The following is a 19,826-nucleotide window of genomic DNA, read 5'->3' as shown; positions in this document are numbered from 1 at the left end:
AAGATAGGAGAAACAAATGAGCTTAATACCACTTAGGCCTCTAATGGAGGCCTCCATAAAATATGGCTTTGGTCAAGGCGGATTTAACGTGAATGCGGTCGCCCAGGCCAAAGCAGTAATCGAAGTACATGAAATGTTCCGTTCCCCTGCCATTTTGCAGGGGGCGGATCTGGCAAATGGATTCATGGGAGGACGGATTGATTTTCTAAATGCAACCCTGGAAGATAAAAAGGCCGGGGCGAGAAATATTGGAAATGCGGTAAAAAAATACGGTATGGATTCTGATATTCCGATTGTTCTCCATTTAGATCACGGTAGAGACTTTGATTCCTGCGTGGCCGCCATAGAAGGCGGTTATACTTCCGTCATGATCGACGGCTCTTCCCTGCCTTTTAAAGAGAACATTGAGCTTACCAGGGAAGTGGTAAAGTATGCCCATGGCAGAGGAGTCAGCGTAGAAGGGGAACTGGGAGTGCTCGCCGGCGTGGAAGACCACGTATTTTCCGATTCTTCTACTTATACCAATCCATTAGATGCAGTGGAATTCTTTCAGAAAACCGGTGTTGATGCCCTGGCGATTTCCTATGGCACCATGCATGGAGCATCTAAGGGAAAGGATGTTAAGCTGCGTAAGGAGATTGTCATTGCAATCAGGGAATGCATGAATCATCAGGGGATCTTCGGTGCTCTGGTTTCCCATGGTTCCTCCACCGTACCGAAATACATAGTAGATGAGATCAATGATCTTGGCGGAAAGCTGTCAAACACCGAAGGAATATCCATGGAACAGCTTACGGCAGCTATTGGAGCTGGGATTAATAAGATTAACGTGGATACAGATATCCGTCTTGCTGTTACCCGGAACATGAAGGAATTCTTTGAAAAGTATCAGGAGAAGAGAAACAGCGGGTCAATCGGTGCTATTTATGAGCGGCTGGAGACAATGAAGGAAGCTTTTGATCCCAGGGTATTTTTACCGCCCATCATGGATACGGTGATGTACGGCACCATCCCCGATGAAGATGTAGCCGCCATTGTCGACTGCGTAGAGCGGGGAGTAAAGGAAGTGGTAGGAACCTTGATTGTAAAGTTCGGCTCCTATGGGAGGGCCTCGCTGGTTGAGTGTGTGACACTTGATGAGATGGCAGAGCGTTACAGGGAAATTGATAAATGGCTGTAAAGAAAAGGCTGTTCAGGAGTTTGAATAAATAAAATGGAATCTTTGGGCGGATTGTGATATGATAAAATACAGCGTATAAAAAAAGCGGCGGTCTGAAGAAGGATAAGAGAGATTTTTAATGAAAACATTATTCAGAAACGTACGGTTTTTTAACGGCAGCTTTGTTTTGGGAGACTTGCTGGCAGGGGATGGAGCAATATGGGAAATAGCAGAAGTTCACAGCGGGATCTGCAAGGGTTGATGTGAAAGCGGCAGCAGCGGAGGATTATGAGACAATCTGCCGCTTTTTTGCCGCCCAGGGGACAACGGCCTGGCTGGGGTCTATTGAGGTGGGAAAAGAATGCCGCTAATACCGGCGAGGAAGGATTTAGATAAAATGAGTGGTTATTTATATGGATTATTTCTATTGATCAGTTTTGGCGCATCCATTGCAGGCGCCATCTGCGGAATTGGTGGAGGCGTTATCATTAAGCCTACTTTGGATGCATTTGGAGTGTTAAGCGTATCTGCCATAAGCTTTCTGTCAGGTTGTACTGTGCTTGCAATGACCTGCTATTCTGTGATCAAAGGGAAAATGAGTGGAGAGTCCCTGGTAGATATGAAGACAGGGACACCTCTTGCCATAGGAGCGGCCATTGGCGGAGTTGTTGGAAAGTCCATGTTCCAGGCGGTTTCTTCCCTGTTTGCAGACAAAGATATGGTGGGGGCCGTTCAGGCGGCTTGTCTCCTGGTGATCACTCTGGGAACTCTGATCTATACGATTAAAAAGGACAAGATCCATACTCATCATGTGACCAATTCGGTCATTTGTGTGCTGATCGGACTGGTTCTTGGAATTCTCTCTTCATTTTTAGGAATTGGAGGAGGCCCCATCAACCTGGTGGTGCTGTTTTTCTTCTTTTCCATGGATACGAAGGCAGCCGCCCAGAATTCCCTTTATATCATCTTGTTTTCCCAGATCACTGGACTTTTGAATTCTCTGGTAACAGGAACGGTCCCGGAATTCTCCATCTGGCTTTTGGTGCTCATGGTGATAGGAGGGATCTTTGGCGGGATGAGCGGCCGGGTGATCAATAAAAGGATTGACGAGAAGGTGGTGGACAAGTTATTCCTGTCTTTGATGGTAGTTATCATAGGTATCAATTTGTATAATATTTATCAATTTATGTAAAACATCAAGGCTGTTGCGGATACGGTTCGCTTCAGCTTTTTTATTAAATGCCAATGCAGTCTGCGCCCTATCAATTTTTATATGGACAAATATCGTAATTATGCTAAAATAATGCCGGAATCTGTCGATATATACAATAGATATAAAATCAAAATAAGGGGTGCAACTCAAATGGAAAAACGGGGAATACAGGAAAAACAGAATTCAATTGCTCTTAGCAAAAGGCTGGCACTAGGATTCGGTATAGTGAACATCATAACAGTTATAATATCTTTGATAAGCCTTTTCACCATTTACAGATTATATTCTACAGGCAGTGTTTCAGCGGTATTTTTTGCGTTTTTTTCGGCCGCAATACTGCTGTTGACCATTCTATCTGGTATTGCAAGCTCCATAATATGCAGGGTCCTAAACAGAAGCATTGTGCGCCCTCTTAAAATTCTTAACAACATCGCAAGACAATTGTCTGTGGGAGATGCGAGCGCAAACGTACGGGTTCTCACAAAGGACGAGGTGGGAGAGCTGATGGAATCCTTTAAGGCAATGGTGGAAAACACCAGAAACCAGGCTCAGACAGCAGAAGCAATAGCCCGCGGAGATATGACTGTTGATGTGAAAGTAAATTCGGAGAAGGATGTCCTCGGCATTGCGCTTAGCAGCATCGTAGAGAAAAATAACCAAATATTGTCTCAAATATGCGATACATCAGGTCAGGTTTTAAACGGAGCAGGCCAGATATCAGAAGCAAGCATTCGCCTATCGGAAGGGGCAGGCCATCAGGCAGGCTCCCTTCAGGAACTGGCTGCTGCTGTAGCGGAGGTGAAAATCCGGATCGGCTTAAGCACAGATCATGCGGCAGAGGCTATGGCATGTGCAAATGACGTCAGATATGGAGCCGTGGATGGCAACAAGCACATGGAGGAAATGCTCAAAGCCATGGATGAGATCAACTTATCCTCATCAAATATCTCAAAAGTAATAAAGGCGATTGAAGACATTGCTTTCCAGACAAATTTACTGTCATTAAACGCATCGGTAGAGGCCGCTAGGGCGGGCCAATACGGAAAAGGTTTTGCGGTTGTGGCAGATGAAGTTCGGAGTCTGGCGGCCCGTTCTGCAAAAGCCGCAAAGGAAACAGCGGATATGATTGAAAACTCCATACAGAGAGCCGAGCACGGAATGAAGATCGCAAAGACCACCGCAGACGCTTTTAATAAAATTGTGGGTGGAATAGAGCAGGTCGCCGGATTGGCGGAAAAAATTGCCGGTGCATCGTCTGAGCAAGCTTCCGGTATCGCCCGCATAAACGATGAACTCAGCCAGGTGTCCAGTGCGGTGCAGATAAATTCAGCAGCGTCTGAGGAAAGTACTGCCGCAACATCTGAACTGTACAGACAGGCGGAGGCGCTGAAGGAAATGGTTCAGACCTTCAAGCTGAAAACGCCCTGCTAAAGAGAACTTGGTACCAACTCTGACATGATTTACATAGAAAAGGGAGGTTGTTCAATCACGGTCAATTGTGATTGAACAACCTCCCTTCTATTTATCCGGTCGGTCTAAAGAAGAATGATATTATGCTTCCTGCACTCTTCACGCATATCCTTTGGCCAGATGCTGGCCTGAACCTCACCCACATGGGCCCTATCCAGAAGAAGCATGCAGAGACGGGATTGTCCGATACCGCCTCCGATGGTATAGGGCAGTTCTCCATTTAAAAGCATTTTATGGTAAGGCAGGCTTTTCCTGTCTTCGCATCCGGCTTTTTCTAACTGACTTGCCAGGGATTCTTCATCTACCCGGATGCCCATGCTGGAGATTTCCAGGGCGCAGTTTAAATTCTCAAACCAAAACAGGATGTCCCCGTTTAATTGCCAGTCATCGTAGTCAGGAGCTCTGCCGTCATGAGGCTTTCCGCTCTCAAGCTTGTCTCCGATCTTCATGAGAAAGACACTGCCGTACTCCTTTGTGATTAAGTTTTCCCGCTCCTTTGGAGTTTTGTCCGGATAACGGTCCTCCAGTTCCTGGGAAGTGATAAAGGTGATGTCCTCAGGCAGGTGCTTTACGGCGTGGGGGTACTTGTACCAGACCTCATGCTGCATGTGCTTGATGATCTTAAAGATGGTGCGGACAGTTTCCTTTAAGGTTTCTTCATTCCGTTCCTCTCTGGTAATAACCTTTTCCCAGTCCCATTGGTCTACATAACAGGAGTGAAGGTTGTCTAAGTCCTCATCTCGCCGGATGGCGTTCATGTTGGTATAAAGGCCTTCGCCGGGCAGAAAGCCGTATTCATGAAGGGCCATACGCTTCCATTTGGCAAGGGAGTGAACGACTTCAACGGTTTCATCCGGAATGCCGGCGATATCAAACCGTACCGGGCGCTCCACGCCGCTTAAATCATCGTTTAATCCGCTGCTGCGCTCTACAAATAGGGGGGCTGAGATTCGTTCCAGATTCATCTCTTTACCAAGCTCTTTTTGAAACGTATCTCTAATGTATTTAATGGCCTCCTGGGTCTCACGTACGGAGAGTTTGGGGTCATAGTTTTCCGGTATGATGATTTCCATGTGGTATTCCTCCCAAATAAAATGTTTTTATTATGGTATCATTAATATGAAAAACGTGCAACTATTGTTTTAATATGGGTTAAGGAAGGAAAGCCTTTGACTGTCAGCAAAAAAGTTGCATGGGAACTGGGCCTGTGATATGATAAATGGAAGTTAAAAGAAAAGAGCAGAGTGATATGAAGACAGAACGAATTATAATAGAAGATAAAGAACAACCGGAGGAAGAACTGCTAAAAAAGCCTGCGGAAATATTAAGAAATGGCGGTCTGGTGGCGTTTCCGACGGAAACCGTGTATGGTCTGGGAGCTAATGCCCTAAACGAAGAAGCGGCAGGGAAAATTTATGCGGCAAAGGGCAGACCCTCGGATAATCCGCTGATTGCCCATATAGCTGATTTTGATGATCTGCCTCCCCTGGTTACTGTCATACCTGAAGCTGGACGGCGGCTGATGGAAGCGTTTTGGCCGGGGCCTTTGACCCTGATTTTTCCAAAAAGTGAATTAGTTCCCTATGGGACTACCGGAGGTCTTGATACGGTGGCAGTGCGTATGCCAGCCGATCCGGTGGCAAATGCTCTCATTCGTTTGGCCGGAGTGCCGGTGGCAGCGCCCAGCGCCAATACTTCCGGACGGCCAAGCCCCACTACGGCTGATCATGTATGGCAGGATATGAATGGAAAGATTGAAATGATTGTAGACGGAGGGGCCGTAGGGATCGGTGTGGAATCCACAATCATCGATGTATCAGGGGATGAACCGGTGATATTAAGGCCAGGAGCCATTACACAGGAAATGGCGTTTGCGGTTCTCGGACAAGAAGTCCCTCTTGATCCTGCTATTGTTTCCGGGCCGATGAAAGCGGATGTAAGGCCAAAGGCCCCTGGAATGAAATATAAGCATTATGCGCCAAAGGCAGAATTAACTCTGGTAGAGGGCGAAACAGAGGATGTAATACAGAACATAAACCGGTTGGCCAAAGAAAAACTTTCTAAGGGATTTCGGGTTGGGATCATCTGCACCGAAGAAACGAGAGAGAGGTATCCCGAGGGAATGGTACGAAGTATGGGATTACGTGCCAGGGAGGAGACCATTGCCCATAACCTTTATGGAGTACTCAGGGAATTCGATGATTTGGAAGCGGATTTTATTTTTTCCGAAAGCTTTTCCAGAGACCATTTAGGACAGGCAATTATGAACCGGCTGACCAAGGCGGCAGGATACCATATTTTAAATACAGGCGATAAAGCAGACGGTGCGAATGATTAAGGAGCAAAACGGATTTATGGATATACCCTTTGGGTATTCTTGTACACCCGATGAAGCGGGGTGGTCCCTGCCCATAAAGCATGGGCAAGAAGGAGGAAAACAAATGGCGGGAAAAAGAGAAGATTATATTACATGGGATGAATATTTTATGGGAGTAGCGGCTCTTTCCGCAAGGCGTTCTAAGGATCCCAGCACCCAGGTGGGAGCCTGTATCGTAAGCCAGGATAATAAGATTTTATCCATGGGTTACAATGGCTTTCCCATGGGCTGTTCGGATGATGAATTTCCGTGGGACAAGGAAGATGAGCAGGTGGATCCTTACAATGCCAAATATTTCTATTCCACTCACAGTGAATTAAATGCTATCCTTAACTACAGAGGGGGAAGCCTGGAAGGCAGCAAACTTTATGTTACCTTGTTCCCCTGCAATGAATGTGCGAAGGCTATTATACAGGCAGGTATTAAAACCATCGTATACGGTTCGGACAAGTATGACGGTACTCCTGCAGTCAATGCTTCCAAACGGATGCTCAATGCGGCAGGGGTTCGGTATTACCAGTATCAGCCAACCGGAAGAAAGATAGAGATCGAGGTTTAAGATGAAATTTTTGCTGGTGGCGCTTAACGCCAAATATATCCATTCCAATCCCGCTATTTACAGTTTAAAGGCCTATGCGAAAGCCCATGTAAGAGAACCGGAACTGGAGGATGGAAGATTTCAGATTGAAACCCAGGAATACACCATTAACAATCAGCCAGATGAGATCCTAAAAGATATTTTCTTAAGGAAACCGGATGTTATTGGGTTTTCCTGTTACATCTGGAACTTTTCTTATGTATTAGAGTTGATCCGGGACCTTCCGAAAGTTCTCCCTCATGCGGAGATCTGGCTGGGAGGTCCCGAGGTGTCTTATGACGCCCCTGAAATCCTTCACCGGGAACCGTCTGTTTATGGTGTCATGATGGGAGAAGGAGAGGAAACCTTTTCTGAAGTGGTGCGGTGCTATCTGGAACATAACAGGGGGAATTTAAATGGCAGGAGTTCTTCCTTTCAGGCCATAGACGGTACCGCTGTAAGAGACGAGGAAGGAAATGTGGTATTGAATCCGCGAAAGACAGCGGTGGACATGAATTCGATTCCATTCTTCTATAAGAACCTGGAGGATTTTGAGAATCGTATTATTTATTATGAAAGCAGCCGTGGCTGTCCTTTTTCCTGCAGCTACTGCCTCTCTTCTCTGGATAAGTCTGTGAGGCTTCGCGATAGCTCCCTGGTTATAAAGGAGCTTGATGTGTTCCTTGAAAACCGGGTTCCCCAGGTGAAATTTGTGGATCGGACCTTTAACTGCAGCAGAAAGCATACCATGGAGATCTGGCGCCATATCATAGAACATGATAACGGAGTAACCAATTTTCATTTTGAGATTTCCGCAGATCTTTTAAACGAGGAGGAGCTGGAACTTATGTCCCATATGAGACCGGGACTTATTCAGCTTGAAATCGGAGTCCAGAGCACCAACCGGTCAACCATTAAGGAAATCCGCAGGACCATGGATTTGGAGCGTTTAAAAGAAAGGGTTGCCAAAATTAACAGCTTTGGAAATATCCATCAGCATCTGGACCTGATTGCCGGACTGCCGGGAGAAGATTACCAAAGCTTTCGCAATTCCTTTAATGAGGTATATGAGATGAAGCCGGAGCAGCTTCAGCTTGGATTCTTAAAGGTGTTAAAAGGTTCTTATCTGTGGGAAAAGACAGGAGAATACGGGGTAAAGTTTAAGGAGAAGGCACCCTACGAGGTGCTGTCAACCAGATGGATTGACTACGGCGGGATTTTAAAGCTGAAGGCTTTGGAGGAAATGCTGGAGGTTTACGGTAACAGCGGGCAATTCCGGACGACCTTAGATAAACTTCATAAGGAGTTTGAAACACCTTTTGATATGTTTGAGGCATTAGCCGAATATTATGATAAACAGGGGTACTTAAGAATCAGTCATAGCCGTATGGCCCGGTATGAGGTATTGGAAGAGTTTATTTACAGCCGGGTACCGGAAAAGCGTTCCCTGTACCGGGATCTTCTGGTGTATGATCTTTACCTGAGGGAAAATTTAAAGAGCCGGCCTGTCTTTGCAGCAGACCAGGAGCCTTATAAGGACCGGGTAAGGGCATTTTTTGAGGAAGAGGCGGCGGCTTTCCGGTATTTGAAGGAAGGATACGAAGGTTATGAGGCCAGACAGCTTATAAAGATGGCTCATGTGGAGGTATTCCGGGACGGAAGAGCGGTTCTTTTTGATTATAAGAAACGGGATGCCCTGTCTCATAATGCAGCGGCTTATGAAATCGGTGTATGGAGGAAATGATGGCAAAGAGAGAGACAAAAGCAGAACGTCAGGCCAGGGTATTAAAGGTGCTTGAGGCCCTCGACCGGGAATATGGAACGTCATATGTATGCTATTTAAACCACGAAAATCCATGGCAGCTATTAATAGCGGTCATTCTAAGCGCCCAGTGCACCGATGCCAGGGTGAACATGGTGACACCGGACTTATTCAGGAAATATGATTCCCCAAAGAAGTTTGCACAGGCGGATTTAAAGGAATTGGAGAAGGATATCCATTCTCTTGGCTTTTATCATATGAAGGCGAAAAACATCATATCATGCTGTCAGGACCTGGTGGAAAAATTCGGAGGTGAGGTTCCGCGGACCATGGAGGAACTGACCTCTCTTGCAGGAGTTGGGCGTAAAACAGCCAATGTTATCCGGGGAAACATCTACCATGAGCCAAGCATTGTAGTGGATACCCACGTAAAGCGGATCTCCAGAAAGCTGGGCTTTGCAAAGGAAGAGGACCCGGAGAAAATTGAGTATGAACTGATGAAGGTACTTCCAAAGGAACACTGGATTTTATGGAATATCCAGATCATTACTTTAGGCAGATCCATTTGTGTTGCAAGAAACCCTAAGTGCAGCCAGTGCTTTTTGGAAAAGCTTTGTCCCAGCGCCGGACTGGAACCAAGTCAGAAGAGGGAGGATTAATGTGGTATCATCCTATATTGCCGTAGATTTGGAAACTACCGGTCTTGACCCAAAGCAGGATAAGATCATTGAAATAGGAGCGGTGAGGGTTATAGAGGGGCAGGTTACAGAAAGCTATGAAACCTTTGTTAATCCTTACAGGAAATTGGGACCCCAAGTGGGTATGCTCACCGGCATTACTGACCGCCAGTTAGAAGCTTCCCGTGGAATCGGAGAGGTGATCAGCGGATTTTTGGATTTTGCAGGAGATTTGCCGATTCTGGGACATCACGTAATATTTGATTACAGTTTTTTAAAGCGCGCAGCAATCAATGATGGCTATGAATTTGAGCGTCAGGGAATCGACACGCTTAAGCTTGCAAGAAGATTTATGCCTCTGGAAGAGAAAAAAAATTTAACAGCAGCCTGCGGATATTATGGGATCGTTCAAACCTCAAGCCACCGGGCACTTGCAGATGCAAAAGCAGCTCATGAACTGTATCAGGAATTGGCAGCACGGTATGGGAAAGAATCGCCGGAAGCTTTTGACGCTCAGGCTTTGATTTATAAGGTAAAAAAAGAGCAGCCGGCCTCAAAAAGGCAAAAAGAACACTTGCAGGATTTATTAAAATATCATAAAATAGTTTTATCTGTGCAAACAGAACATTTATCCAGAAATGAAATATCAAGAATCACGGATAAAATCATAGCACAGTATGGAAGAATATAAGAGAGGTGATACGATATGATTAACTTTAACAATAAAAACAACAGAAAATTTTTATCAGTAGTTTTGATCCTTGTAGTAATTTTACTGATTGCTGCCATGGTGCTTCCTATGATGCTTCAGTTTCTATAAGCGAATCAGGAGGTGTATTGGCAGCGTACAGGCACAGCAGAGCATGAGGAATGATTATGAAAAAGAAAACTTTGTCCATGAGCCTGGCAGCGATCGTAATAGCAGCGGGAATTGGGCTTCTTTCTCCCGCGTATGCCATGGCTGATACTCTTCCGGATGGGATATATGTGGGAGAATATAATCTGGGAGGTATGACAGAAGAAGAGGCCAGCCAGAAGATACAGGGTCTGGTAAATGAAATGGAAAACCAGAAAATAACGTTGATTGTTGACGGACAGCCGGTGGAAACCCAAGCAAAAAATCTGGGCTTTCACTGGAGTAATCCGGAAGCCGTGTCCCAGGCCGCATCTTCCTGGCAGGGAGGCAACTTAATCAAACGGTATCTGAATAAGAAGGATATTGAACAAAACCATGTGATCATCCCTCTGGAAACGGCTCTTGATGATGGAAGTGTGGCTGCATTTGTGGCAGATAAATGTGCACAGGCAGTAATGGAGCCAAAGAATGCGACCATAGTCCGTGGTAAGGGGGAATTTATCGTAACTCCCTCGGCCATTGGTAAAACCGTAGATGTGGCGGCTACAAAGCAGGCCCTGGATGCGGCTCTTGCCAATGGGCTGAAGGAACCGGTAACAGCCACCGCAGTGGTCTTAGAGGTAAAACCTGCAATTACCACGGATGATCTGATAACCATAAAAGATGTGCTAGGAACCTTTTCCACCAGCTTCTCTTCCAGTGGTGCTTCCAGATCCAAGAATCTCCAGGTAGGCGCAGGCAAGATCAACGGTCACGTGCTGATGCCAGGGGAAACTTTGTCTGGTTATGAGTGTATGCATCCGTTTACCGTAGAAAATGGCTATGCAACGGCCTCTGCCTATGAGAATGGCCAGGTTGTAGACAGCATTGGCGGAGGAGTCTGCCAGATTGCCACCACCCTTTACAACGCCGTACTGAGGGCAGAGCTGGAAGTTGCCCAGAGGCAGAACCACTCCATGATAGTTGGCTATGTGAAACCCTCTGAAGATGCAGCCATAGCCGGTACGTATAAGGACATTAAATTTACCAACAATTACAGCACGCCCATTTATGTTGAGGGCTATACTTCCGGAAAGACCCTTACCTTTACCATCTATGGGAAAGAAACCAGACCTGCAAACAGAACCTTTGATTTTGTTTCAGAGACCTTGAGTGTAACGGATCCGGGTGCTCCAAAGGAGATCGTGGATCCAACCTTGCCTCCTGGAAGCAAAAGCCAGGTCCAATCTGCACATAAGGGTATGAAGTCCAGGCTGTGGAAAGTTGTATATGTGGACGGCGTTGAACAGAGCCGGGAGATCCTCCATACGGATACCTATAATCCATCAAAGGCCATCATAAAGGTCGGGCCAGCTGCTCCTGCGGTTGCTGTGCCGGCTGAAACTCCCGGGATTCCAGTGGAAACGCCTCCGGTTGTAATACCGCCTGAGACAGTTCCGGCGGATACCGGTAACGCAGTACAGGAAGGACCCCAGGTGCCGGAAGATGCCTCATTAGAGGCAGGATCGTAAGCGCAGGCAGGTAAGTATATGAGACGGATTGAAAGGGAGAACACCGGAACCGTGAGGCCCGGGCAAGATCTTGTTGTTGCAGGATATGCCGGGCTGTCCGGTACGGTGGAAACCGTAAAAAATAAAAGAGAAGAATTGTATCAATGGTTTTCCAGAGACTATGTAGACCGGATTTTGGATTCCGGGAACATGGAACTGGAAGGAGATTTGGAAAAGTGGAAAGAATTCGGTGCATCCGAATGTGAACCGGCAGGTGAGGGCGGAATTTTAAAGGCTCTTTGGGACTTATCCGGCGCTTATATGACGGGAATCCGGTTTTCCCTTCTTGAGATTCCGGTAAAACAGGAAACCATTGAAATTTGTGAGCGGTACGATTTAAACCCGTACCGCCTTTTCTCGACAGGCTGCCTGCTTTTTTCGGCTGATAACGGAGGGGATCTGGTACATGCTTTAAAAGAGCAGGGAATCCATGCAGCGGTGATCGGGAAAGTAACGGGAGGCATCAAACGGATCATTGACCACGGGGAAAGCGTCGGCTATCTTGACCGGCCCTCAGAGGATGAACTTTATAAGGTTTTATGTCCAAAAGGTGCGGATAACAATTAGGATTAACCTGAGGGCATACCCCTATGTCCCAAAAGCGTGGACAATAATAAAATCAGGAGGCAGGATATGAGAGAAAAAATATTGGCAATTATTGAAAAAAACAGCAGGATCGATTTAAAGGACCTGGCGATTCTTTTAGGGGAAAATGAGGCCGCCATTGCCAATGAAATCGCCGATATGGAAAAAGAGCATATCATATGCGGCTATCACACCCTGATTAACTGGGATAATACCAGCGAAGAAAAGGTTATGGCTCTGATTGAGGTTAAGGTTACTCCTCAGAGAGGCATGGGTTTTGACAAGATTGCGGAGCGCATTTATCAGTACAGTGAGGTAAATGCTGTTTATCTCATGTCCGGCGCTTTTGACTTTACGGTTTTCATAGAAGGAAAGACCATGAGGCAGGTAGCACAGTTTGTATCAGAAAAACTGTCTCCCATGGAATCGGTACTAAGCACGGCGACCCATTTTGTCTTAAAGAAATACAAAGATCATGGAACCGTTCTTGCTGAAGGGACAACCGATGAAAGGATGTTGATTACGCCGTGAGAAATCCATTATCAGATCGAATTGTAGAGATCCAGCCTTCGGGAATCCGGAAGTTTTTTGATATTGTAAGTGAAATGAAGGATGCCATTTCCCTGGGAGTAGGGGAACCTGATTTTGACACGCCCTGGCATATCCGCGAGGAGGGGATCTACTCCTTGGAAAAGGGCCGTACGTTTTATACCTCTAATGCTGGTCTAAAAGAATTAAAGGTGGAAATATGCAGCTACTTAAGCCGGCGCTTCGAGGTTACATATGATCCGGACCACGAAGTTATGGTGACGGTGGGTGGCAGTGAAGCCATTGATATTGCCCTCCGTGCCATGTTAGACCCCGGGGATGAAGTTTTGATCCCCCAGCCCAGCTACGTTTCCTACGTTCCCTGCACCATTCTGGCAAATGGTGTTCCGGTCATCATTGATCTGGAAGCAAAGGATCAGTTTAAACTGACAAGTGAAAAGCTGTTAGAGAAGATCACTCCAAAGACTAAAGTACTGGTGCTTCCATTTCCCAATAACCCGACGGGAGCGGTTATGAAGGCGGAGGAGCTGGAGGAGATCGCTAAAATCGTCATAGAGAAAGATCTGTTTGTGATTTCAGATGAGATTTATGCGGAGCTTACCTACGGAAGCGACCATACTACCATTGCTGCATTTCCCGGTATGAAGGACCGAACCGTGCTCATCAACGGCTTTTCAAAGTCCTATGCCATGACAGGATGGCGCCTTGGCTATGCTGCGGCTCCGAGAGTGATTCTGGAACAGATGTTAAAGATCCATCAGTTTGCCATTATGTGCGCGCCGACTACCAGCCAATATGCTGCCGTGGCGGCCCTGCGTGATGGAGATAAAGATGTTCAGGTGATGAGGGAATCTTATGACCAGAGACGCCGTTATCTGATCCATGCGTTTAAAGAAATGGGATTGGAGTGCTTTGAACCTCATGGTGCATTTTATACCTTCCCATCGATCAAACGGTTTGGAATGACCTCTGATGAATTTGCCACCAGGCTCCTTCGGGAAGAAAAGGTGGCGGTGGTACCGGGTACGGCCTTTGGAGACTGTGGAGAAGGATATCTTCGTATTTCCTATGCATACTCTCTGAAGAATCTTAAGGAGGCCTTAAGCCGTATGGACCGATTTATCAAGAAACTGGATGGAAAGGCGTAAAGGGAATGAATATTGTATTATTGGAACCGGAGATGCCGGCCAACACCGGAAATATTGGCCGAACCTGTGTGGCTACGGGAACGAAGCTGCACCTGATCGAGCCTCTGGGATATAAACTGAATGATAAACTGATTAAACGGGCCGGGCTGGATTACTGGGACAAGCTTGATGTAACGGTATACAGTGATTATCAGGATTTTCTGGACAGGAACCCTGGAGCAAAGATCTACATGGCTACCACAAAGGGGCTTCATGTCTATTCCGATGTGGAGTATGAACCGGACTGCTTTCTCATGTTTGGAAAGGAAAGCGCCGGAATTCCGGAAGAGATCCTTTTGGAGAATCAGGACCGGTGTGTCAGGATCCCGATGTGGGGAGATATCAGGTCTTTAAATTTATCAAATTCTGTTTCTATTGTGTTGTATGAGGCATTGAGGCAGCATGGATTTGAACGTATGACTATGAAGGGAGAGCTTCATCACCTTCAGTGGAATGAATAAAAAATACCGGTACAGTATTTTCCAGGTTTGTCTGGAAGAAAAAACTGTACCGGTATTTCTATGTTTACCCCTTTGGGAAGTTTGTTTATGCTATGGAGTGCCAGCCTTAGGCAGGCTGAAGATGAACTCTGACCCGACCCCTTCTGTGCTGACCACATCAATGTTTTCTCCGTGGGACTGGATGATTTCCCTGACAATGGCAAGACCAAGTCCGGTGCCTTTTTTATCCTTTCCCCTGGATAAGTCTGATTTATAAAACCTATCCCAAATCTTTTTTAAACTTTCCTTTGGGATTCCGATTCCCGTATCCTTAATGGACACAAAGATCTTCTCATACTTTACGGAAGCTTGTATGAAGATGGTGGAATCCGCATGGCTGAATTTTATGGCATTGTCTATCAGATTATAGAGCACTTGCTGTATCTTTCCAAGGTCCGCATAAACCATCTGAATGCTTTCTGAAAAGGTTAAATCAAAGGTGATGTTTTTATCACTGCATGTTCCTTCAAAGGATGCAGCGGTATCCTTGATCACTCGGTTGATATCAAAGCTTGTGCGGTTTAAATACCCCTTGCAGTCCAGGGAATTAAGTGTCAGCAGCCCCTGGGTCAGCTTGTTTAAACGGTCAGTTTCTGAAATAACCCTGGTCAAATATTTCTCATGCATCTCCGGTGGTATGGTTCCGTCAAGGATGGCTTCCAGGTACCCCTTAATGGAGGTTAATGGAGAACGGAAGTCGTGGGAAACGTTGGCGATAAAGGTTTTCTGATATTCCTCCATCTGCCCAAGTTCGGCGGACATATAGTTAAGCGTAGCGGCCAGATAGCCCATTTCATCTCTTGTATTCACCTCAATGTGGTGGGCTAAGTTCCCCTGGGCGTATTCGTTTGCTCCCGCCGTAATTTTTTTAAGAGGAAAATAAACATTCTTAGTAAAAACCAGGAGGATAATTAATGAAAGGCCAAACACTACTGCTGATGTGACATAGACGATGTTTAAGATCCCGTCCCTCTCTAATTTCAAATAGGATAGGGGCAGGTGGATCACCACATAGCCATAAGTGTTATAGTTCCCTGTAATGGGCGCATGGACGCTTAAGACATCATAGGAGAATTGATGATAGTAATCGCCGATGGTGTAGGACTTGTTGCCCATTGAGGTAGGGTCAAAGTTTTCAATAACCTGTCCCTGCTTATCGGACTGTGCACTATCGGATACCACCTTGCCTTGCCGGTCTACGATCCATATCTGTGCATGAAGATAATTGCCTTCCTTAACCAATTCCGGATAAGAAGAGGTCAGCTTCATGTCCTTGCCTTGGTACATGCCGCTGTAGGAGGAAGCGATCTGATTGGCTTCGTCATACAGTGCTTCGGAACGGCGGCCGAGGAGATATTGGTCCGTGATTTCAGAAGAAAAGGTGGCAATGGTAGCAAATCCCAGGAAACCGAACAGCAGATAGCCCAGGACGAATTTATAATAGAGAGAATGTGTCATCTAGTGTTTCACCTCAAAACCATAGCATTCCATATGGATGCCGTATTCGATTATTTGACTATTATTTGACTGTTTCATAATACTACTCCATCTTATTAATTTTTACATCCAGGAATCCGAACTGATTGATATCATAAGACGTAATTAAATTTAGTATACATCTTTTCGGGAATTAAGTCACTTCTTATTTTCCTAGATGTGATTTTTGTAATTGCTCTCATATATCTATGATTGTGATTGATTAATTTTACAACGAATCGTCCATACTATCACAGAGGTGAAAAACATGAAGAAAAACAAGGATTATCAGGATTACCAGGATTATCAGGAATATGAAGAAGATGCATCAGAGGAAGTCAATACTTTCAACAACCACTGGGGAACAGGGCATTTTCTGGGACCGAACACACTGAGATATAAAGAAAACAGAGACGTTTACGAGGAAAAGGACAGCGAGTAGCTGTCCTTTTATCTTTTTACCTCGAATTTATAGCCGATTCCCCAAACCGTTGTCAGAGCCCAGCCTGCGTGATCCTTGATCTTTTCCCGGAGCCGTTTGATGTGGACATCTACTGTTCTGGTATCACCGATGTATTCGTATCCCCAGATGTGGTCTAAAAGCTGTTCTCTTGTAAACACCTGGTTTGGTGAGGAGGCCAGAAAATAAAGAAGCTCCAGCTCCTTGGGCGGCATCTCGATGGAATGCCCCATATAGATAACGGAATAATTTGTCAGATTGACAATAAGGTCCGGATATTCTACATAATCTCCCTGGTGGTCCGTATGAAGAGCGGCGGGAACAGGGGTCGTTTGGTAACGCCTTAATACGGCCTTTACACGGGCCACAAGTTCCTTGGAATCAAAGGGTTTGATCATATAGTCGTCAGCACCCAGTTCCAGACCCAGAACTTTATCAAAGACCTCTCCTTTGGCGGACAGCATGATGATGGGAACCTGAGAGGAGGAACGCATCTCCCGGCATACCTGGTAGCCGTCCATTCCGGGAAGCATCAGGTCTAAAAGCACCAAGTGGGGACGGAACTCCGGGAATACCCGCAGTGCCTCCTCTCCGTCGCCTACGATTTCTGTTTCATAGCATTCTTTTAACAAATATAGGGAAATTAATTCTGCGATGTTGCTGTCATCGTCTACGATCAATATTCGCTGTTTTTCTGCCATAATGGCCCCCTTTCTCAAATGATTCATGCAAAGGCAGCGGGCAAGGAGAATATGCCCGCATATCCATTTGACGGCTGCCCACGAAATACTTTATTTGAATGAAACAATGGTTACGCCGGAATCTCCTTCTCCAAAGGCGCCAAGCCGGAATTCCTTCACATACTTTAACTTCTTTAAGTGCTTGTGCACCGCATTTTTTAAGGCTCCCGTCCCCCGGCCATGTACCACACGCACCTGGGGAAGGTGGGCCAGATAGGCATCGTCTAAATATTTGTCCAGCTGGGGAATGGCTTCATCCGTAGTCATTCCGATTAAGTTTATCTCCGGAGAGATAGTAAAGGATTTGGACATACGCGTGGAACTGCTTCCGCTTCCTGTTTTCCTGGAACCGCCGGTGGCGGGTGTGGAAACAGACTCCTCATGGAGTAACTCTAAATCCGAAAGATTGACCAAGGAACGGAGAATTCCCATCTGCACATACAGATCGCCTTTTGCATTTGGAAGAGAACTGACAGTTCCGTTTAAGTTCATGCTTAAGACTTTTACTCCGTCTCCCAGCTTCAGCTTTTTGGGATCGATCTGTTTTCCGGGCTGTTTTTTCTCATTTTTTAGGGACAGGGAAGAATCCACAGCCTGAAGCTTGCTTCTTAACTTGGTCCGCTGTTCTTCCAGCTCCTTACTCACGCCGGAGTCTGCGGCCAGCTTGTTAATATTCCGTATGGTCTGATCTGCCGTATCCTTGGCATCCCGGAGGATCTTCTGAGCTTCCTCTTTAGCCGCCCTTATCATCTGATCCCGGCGTTCATCAAGCCGTTCTTCCTTTTGGGTCAGACGGGCTTTTAACTGTTCTACCTCAAGCTTATAAGAGGCGACCTGAATCCGTTCCTTTTCAATGGTGACACGGTTTTCTTCCAGATGGGTCAAAAGGTCTTCAAAGGTTTCATCCTCTGCTTCCAGGTGGGTCTTCGCATCCTCAATGATATAATCCGGAAGCCCCAGCTTTTTGGAAATGGCAAAAGCGTTGCTCTTACCCGGCACGCCGATTAGAAGGCGGTAGGTTGGCCGGAGTGTCTCTACGTTAAACTCACAGCAGGCATTTTCCACACCTGGGGTTGTGAGGGCGAACACCTTTAGCTCACTGTAATGAGTGGTAGCCATGGTGCGGCATTTCATATTATGGAGAAATGACAGGATGGAGATGGCAAGGGCCGCTCCTTCCGTTGGATCGGTTCCAGCCCCAAGCTCGTCAAATAAGCAGAGAGAATTGCTGTCTGCCTGGCCCAGGATATTAACAATGTTGGTCATATGGGCGGAAAAGGTACTTAAGCTCTGCTCAATGCTCTGTTCATCTCCGATATCTGCGAACACTTCATCAAATACAGCTAACTGGGAACCGTCAAATGCCGGTATATGAAGGCCGGACTGTCCCATAAGTGTAAATAAGCCCACTGTCTTTAAGGAAACTGTTTTACCTCCGGTATTTGGTCCGGTTACGATTAACAGATCAAAGTCCCGGCCCAGATGGATACTGATGGGGACTACTTTGGCCGGATCAAGCAGGGGATGGCGGCCATCCTTAATGTTTATGATCCTTTTTGTGTTAAATTCCGGTTCGCTTGCATTGTAATATTTGGATAAGGCTGCTTTTGCAAAAATAAAATCCAGTTTGGTCAGAATTTCAAAATTTGTTTCCAACTCCTCAAGATAGGGAGCCAGCTGGTTGCTTAAATCAGCAAGGATCATTTCGATTTCTTTCTGTTCCTGAATTTCCAGGGCCCTTAAGTCATTATTAAGCTTCACGATGGCCATCGGTTCGATAAAAAGAGTGGAACCGGTGGAGGACTGGTCGTGAACCATGCCTGATACCTGAGATTTATGCTCAGATTTCACCGGGAGACAGTAACGTCCATCTCTCATGGTGATTACCGCATCCTGAAGATAGGTCCGGTTGGAGTTTAATATGGAGTTTAACTGGGTATGGATCTTATCATTAATAGAACGCATGGAGCGCCTTACATGATGAAGTCCTGGGCTGGCGTCATCGCTGACTTCCTCTTCGGAGATGATGCAGCGTTTGATCTCTGTATTGACCGGGGTTAAGGGTTCTAACATCCGGAAAAACTCCTCCAGTGAGTCGTCCGGCAGCTCAGAGTCCTCATGGCGTCCATAGGCTTTTGCCCGGGCTGAGGCAGTAAGAAGGGAGCTGATGGAAAGAATCTCCACAATTCCCAGGGAGCTTCCTACATCCAGGCGCTTAATCGATGGCCGGATGTCTTTCACGCCCCCAAAAGAGATACCGCCTTTCTGGCGAACTCTTGTGGCGGCATCGGTCGTCTCGCTCTGGGACCTAACGATCTCATGGTAGTCCGTTGATGGGACGAGATTCCGGCACAGTGCCTTACCTGAATCGCTGGAAGCGTATTCCGCAAGCTGTGCGATGATTTTATGATATTCTAAAGTTTTTAATGCTTTCTGATTCATATAATATTCCTTGTTTATTCTGCTTTCTCTGCATTGTGGTTCGGTGATGATGGTATCTGTTACAGTATAGCATATATGGGACAAAAACTGCAATCCTCAGGTTGTTTTTCATGCCACGGGGATAATTATAATGTTTCTGGATTTCTGGAAATTATTCCTAAGGTTACCGGATGAAGTCTCTATTCATGTAGGTTTTTCTTGCATTAAAGGGCGAACAACCTTATAATAGTATTTAGGTCTTCTGCA

Annotated in this window: 21 protein-coding genes; 16 read left to right on the top strand and 5 right to left on the bottom strand. The window is 46.1% G+C overall.

The window, feature by feature from the left end; genetic code table 11:
• Positions 1-16 precede the first annotated feature (16 nt).
• The 3 genes from ACHZES_RS12735 to ACHZES_RS12725 all read left to right on the top strand — a co-directional run bounded on the left by ACHZES_RS12735 (position 17) and on the right by ACHZES_RS12725 (position 2,351).
• Positions 17-1,180 (top strand): ketose-bisphosphate aldolase, encoded by a 1,164-nt coding sequence (locus ACHZES_RS12735; RefSeq protein ID WP_395549109.1) that lies wholly within the window; start codon positions 17-19, stop codon positions 1,178-1,180.
• A 118-nt stretch (positions 1,181-1,298) separates the two neighbouring features.
• On the top strand, positions 1,299-1,421 hold the full coding sequence (locus ACHZES_RS12730) for a hypothetical protein (protein ID WP_286173636.1): 123 nt from the start codon (positions 1,299-1,301) through the stop codon (positions 1,419-1,421).
• Positions 1,422-1,556: 135 nt separating this feature from the next.
• On the top strand, positions 1,557-2,351 hold the full coding sequence (locus ACHZES_RS12725) for a sulfite exporter TauE/SafE family protein (RefSeq protein WP_038284233.1): 795 nt from the start codon (positions 1,557-1,559) through the stop codon (positions 2,349-2,351).
• Positions 2,352-2,644: 293 nt separating this feature from the next.
• Here ACHZES_RS12725 and ACHZES_RS12720 read toward each other — a convergent pair whose 3' ends face one another.
• Positions 2,645-2,773 carry a hypothetical protein gene (locus ACHZES_RS12720; RefSeq protein WP_395549108.1) on the bottom strand — a complete coding sequence of 43 codons (129 nt, stop codon included), beginning with the start codon at positions 2,771-2,773 and terminating at the stop codon, positions 2,645-2,647.
• A 46-nt stretch (positions 2,774-2,819) separates the two neighbouring features.
• On the opposite strand from ACHZES_RS12720, the gene ACHZES_RS12715 reads away from it, so the two are divergent.
• Positions 2,820-3,803: a HAMP domain-containing methyl-accepting chemotaxis protein gene (locus tag ACHZES_RS12715; RefSeq protein ID WP_330373038.1), complete on the top strand. Its 984-nt coding sequence runs from the start codon at positions 2,820-2,822 to the stop codon at positions 3,801-3,803.
• A 104-nt stretch (positions 3,804-3,907) separates the two neighbouring features.
• Here ACHZES_RS12715 and asnA read toward each other — a convergent pair whose 3' ends face one another.
• A complete protein-coding gene (gene asnA, locus ACHZES_RS12710; RefSeq protein WP_154527101.1) occupies positions 3,908-4,915 on the bottom strand; it encodes an aspartate--ammonia ligase in 1,008 nt (335 codons plus the stop codon).
• A 176-nt stretch (positions 4,916-5,091) separates the two neighbouring features.
• On the opposite strand from asnA, the gene ACHZES_RS12705 reads away from it, so the two are divergent.
• From ACHZES_RS12705 to ACHZES_RS12655, 11 genes are all read left to right on the top strand, one after another.
• A complete protein-coding gene (locus ACHZES_RS12705) occupies positions 5,092-6,180 on the top strand; it encodes an L-threonylcarbamoyladenylate synthase (RefSeq protein WP_038284206.1) in 1,089 nt (362 codons plus the stop codon).
• Between the two features lie 103 nt (positions 6,181-6,283).
• Positions 6,284-6,778 (top strand): dCMP deaminase family protein, encoded by a 495-nt coding sequence (locus ACHZES_RS12700; protein ID WP_038284207.1) that lies wholly within the window; start codon positions 6,284-6,286, stop codon positions 6,776-6,778.
• A 1-nt stretch (position 6,779) separates the two neighbouring features.
• The gene (locus ACHZES_RS12695) at positions 6,780-8,540 is read left to right on the top strand and encodes a B12-binding domain-containing radical SAM protein (protein WP_395549107.1); all 1,761 of its coding nucleotides are present in this window, start codon (positions 6,780-6,782) and stop codon (positions 8,538-8,540) included.
• On the top strand, positions 8,540-9,217 hold the full coding sequence (gene nth, locus ACHZES_RS12690) for an endonuclease III (protein ID WP_051835344.1): 678 nt from the start codon (positions 8,540-8,542) through the stop codon (positions 9,215-9,217). The genes ACHZES_RS12695 and nth overlap by 1 nt, the downstream gene beginning before the upstream one ends.
• Position 9,218: 1 nt before the next feature.
• Positions 9,219-9,926: a 3'-5' exonuclease gene (locus ACHZES_RS12685; protein ID WP_353655278.1), complete on the top strand. Its 708-nt coding sequence runs from the start codon at positions 9,219-9,221 to the stop codon at positions 9,924-9,926.
• Positions 9,927-9,941: 15 nt separating this feature from the next.
• Positions 9,942-10,055: a hypothetical protein gene (locus tag ACHZES_RS12680; protein ID WP_025231076.1), complete on the top strand. Its 114-nt coding sequence runs from the start codon at positions 9,942-9,944 to the stop codon at positions 10,053-10,055.
• Positions 10,056-10,111: 56 nt separating this feature from the next.
• Positions 10,112-11,602, top strand: coding sequence for a VanW family protein (locus tag ACHZES_RS12675; protein WP_395549106.1), 1,491 nt, complete (start codon positions 10,112-10,114; stop codon positions 11,600-11,602).
• An 18-nt stretch (positions 11,603-11,620) separates the two neighbouring features.
• Entirely contained in the window at positions 11,621-12,208 is a 588-nt protein-coding gene (locus ACHZES_RS12670; protein ID WP_395549105.1) for an AIR synthase-related protein, read from the top strand.
• Between the two features lie 66 nt (positions 12,209-12,274).
• Complete coding sequence (locus ACHZES_RS12665) at positions 12,275-12,757, top strand: Lrp/AsnC family transcriptional regulator (protein ID WP_038284214.1); 483 nt, start codon at positions 12,275-12,277, stop codon at positions 12,755-12,757.
• Complete coding sequence (locus tag ACHZES_RS12660; RefSeq protein ID WP_038284215.1) at positions 12,754-13,923, top strand: aminotransferase class I/II-fold pyridoxal phosphate-dependent enzyme; 1,170 nt, start codon at positions 12,754-12,756, stop codon at positions 13,921-13,923. The genes ACHZES_RS12665 and ACHZES_RS12660 overlap by 4 nt, the downstream gene beginning before the upstream one ends.
• Before the next feature lie 5 nt (positions 13,924-13,928).
• Positions 13,929-14,423 (top strand): tRNA (cytidine(34)-2'-O)-methyltransferase, encoded by a 495-nt coding sequence (locus ACHZES_RS12655; protein WP_038284216.1) that lies wholly within the window; start codon positions 13,929-13,931, stop codon positions 14,421-14,423.
• A 90-nt stretch (positions 14,424-14,513) separates the two neighbouring features.
• On the opposite strand, the gene ACHZES_RS12650 is transcribed toward ACHZES_RS12655, so the two are convergent.
• Positions 14,514-15,920, bottom strand: a complete 1,407-nt coding sequence (locus ACHZES_RS12650) for an ATP-binding protein (RefSeq protein ID WP_395549104.1) — start codon at positions 15,918-15,920, stop codon at positions 14,514-14,516.
• Positions 15,921-16,206: 286 nt separating this feature from the next.
• On the opposite strand from ACHZES_RS12650, the gene ACHZES_RS12645 reads away from it, so the two are divergent.
• A complete protein-coding gene (locus ACHZES_RS12645) occupies positions 16,207-16,380 on the top strand; it encodes a hypothetical protein (RefSeq protein ID WP_154527095.1) in 174 nt (57 codons plus the stop codon).
• Positions 16,381-16,388: 8 nt separating this feature from the next.
• Here the strand turns inward: ACHZES_RS12645 and ACHZES_RS12640 are convergent, their stop codons facing one another.
• Complete coding sequence (locus tag ACHZES_RS12640; RefSeq protein ID WP_038284218.1) at positions 16,389-17,099, bottom strand: response regulator transcription factor; 711 nt, start codon at positions 17,097-17,099, stop codon at positions 16,389-16,391.
• Between the two features lie 90 nt (positions 17,100-17,189).
• Positions 17,190-19,580 carry an endonuclease MutS2 gene (locus tag ACHZES_RS12635; RefSeq protein WP_395549102.1) on the bottom strand — a complete coding sequence of 797 codons (2,391 nt, stop codon included), beginning with the start codon at positions 19,578-19,580 and terminating at the stop codon, positions 17,190-17,192.
• Positions 19,581-19,826: the final 246 nt, after the last annotated feature.

This window comes from Lacrimispora sanguinis, assembly GCF_044987295.1.
GTDB classification, from domain to species: Bacteria; Bacillota; Clostridia; order Lachnospirales; family Lachnospiraceae; genus Lacrimispora; species Lacrimispora celerecrescens_B.
The sequence above is the reverse complement of the archived record's forward strand: the minus strand, read 5'-3'. Positions and strand labels throughout refer to the sequence as shown.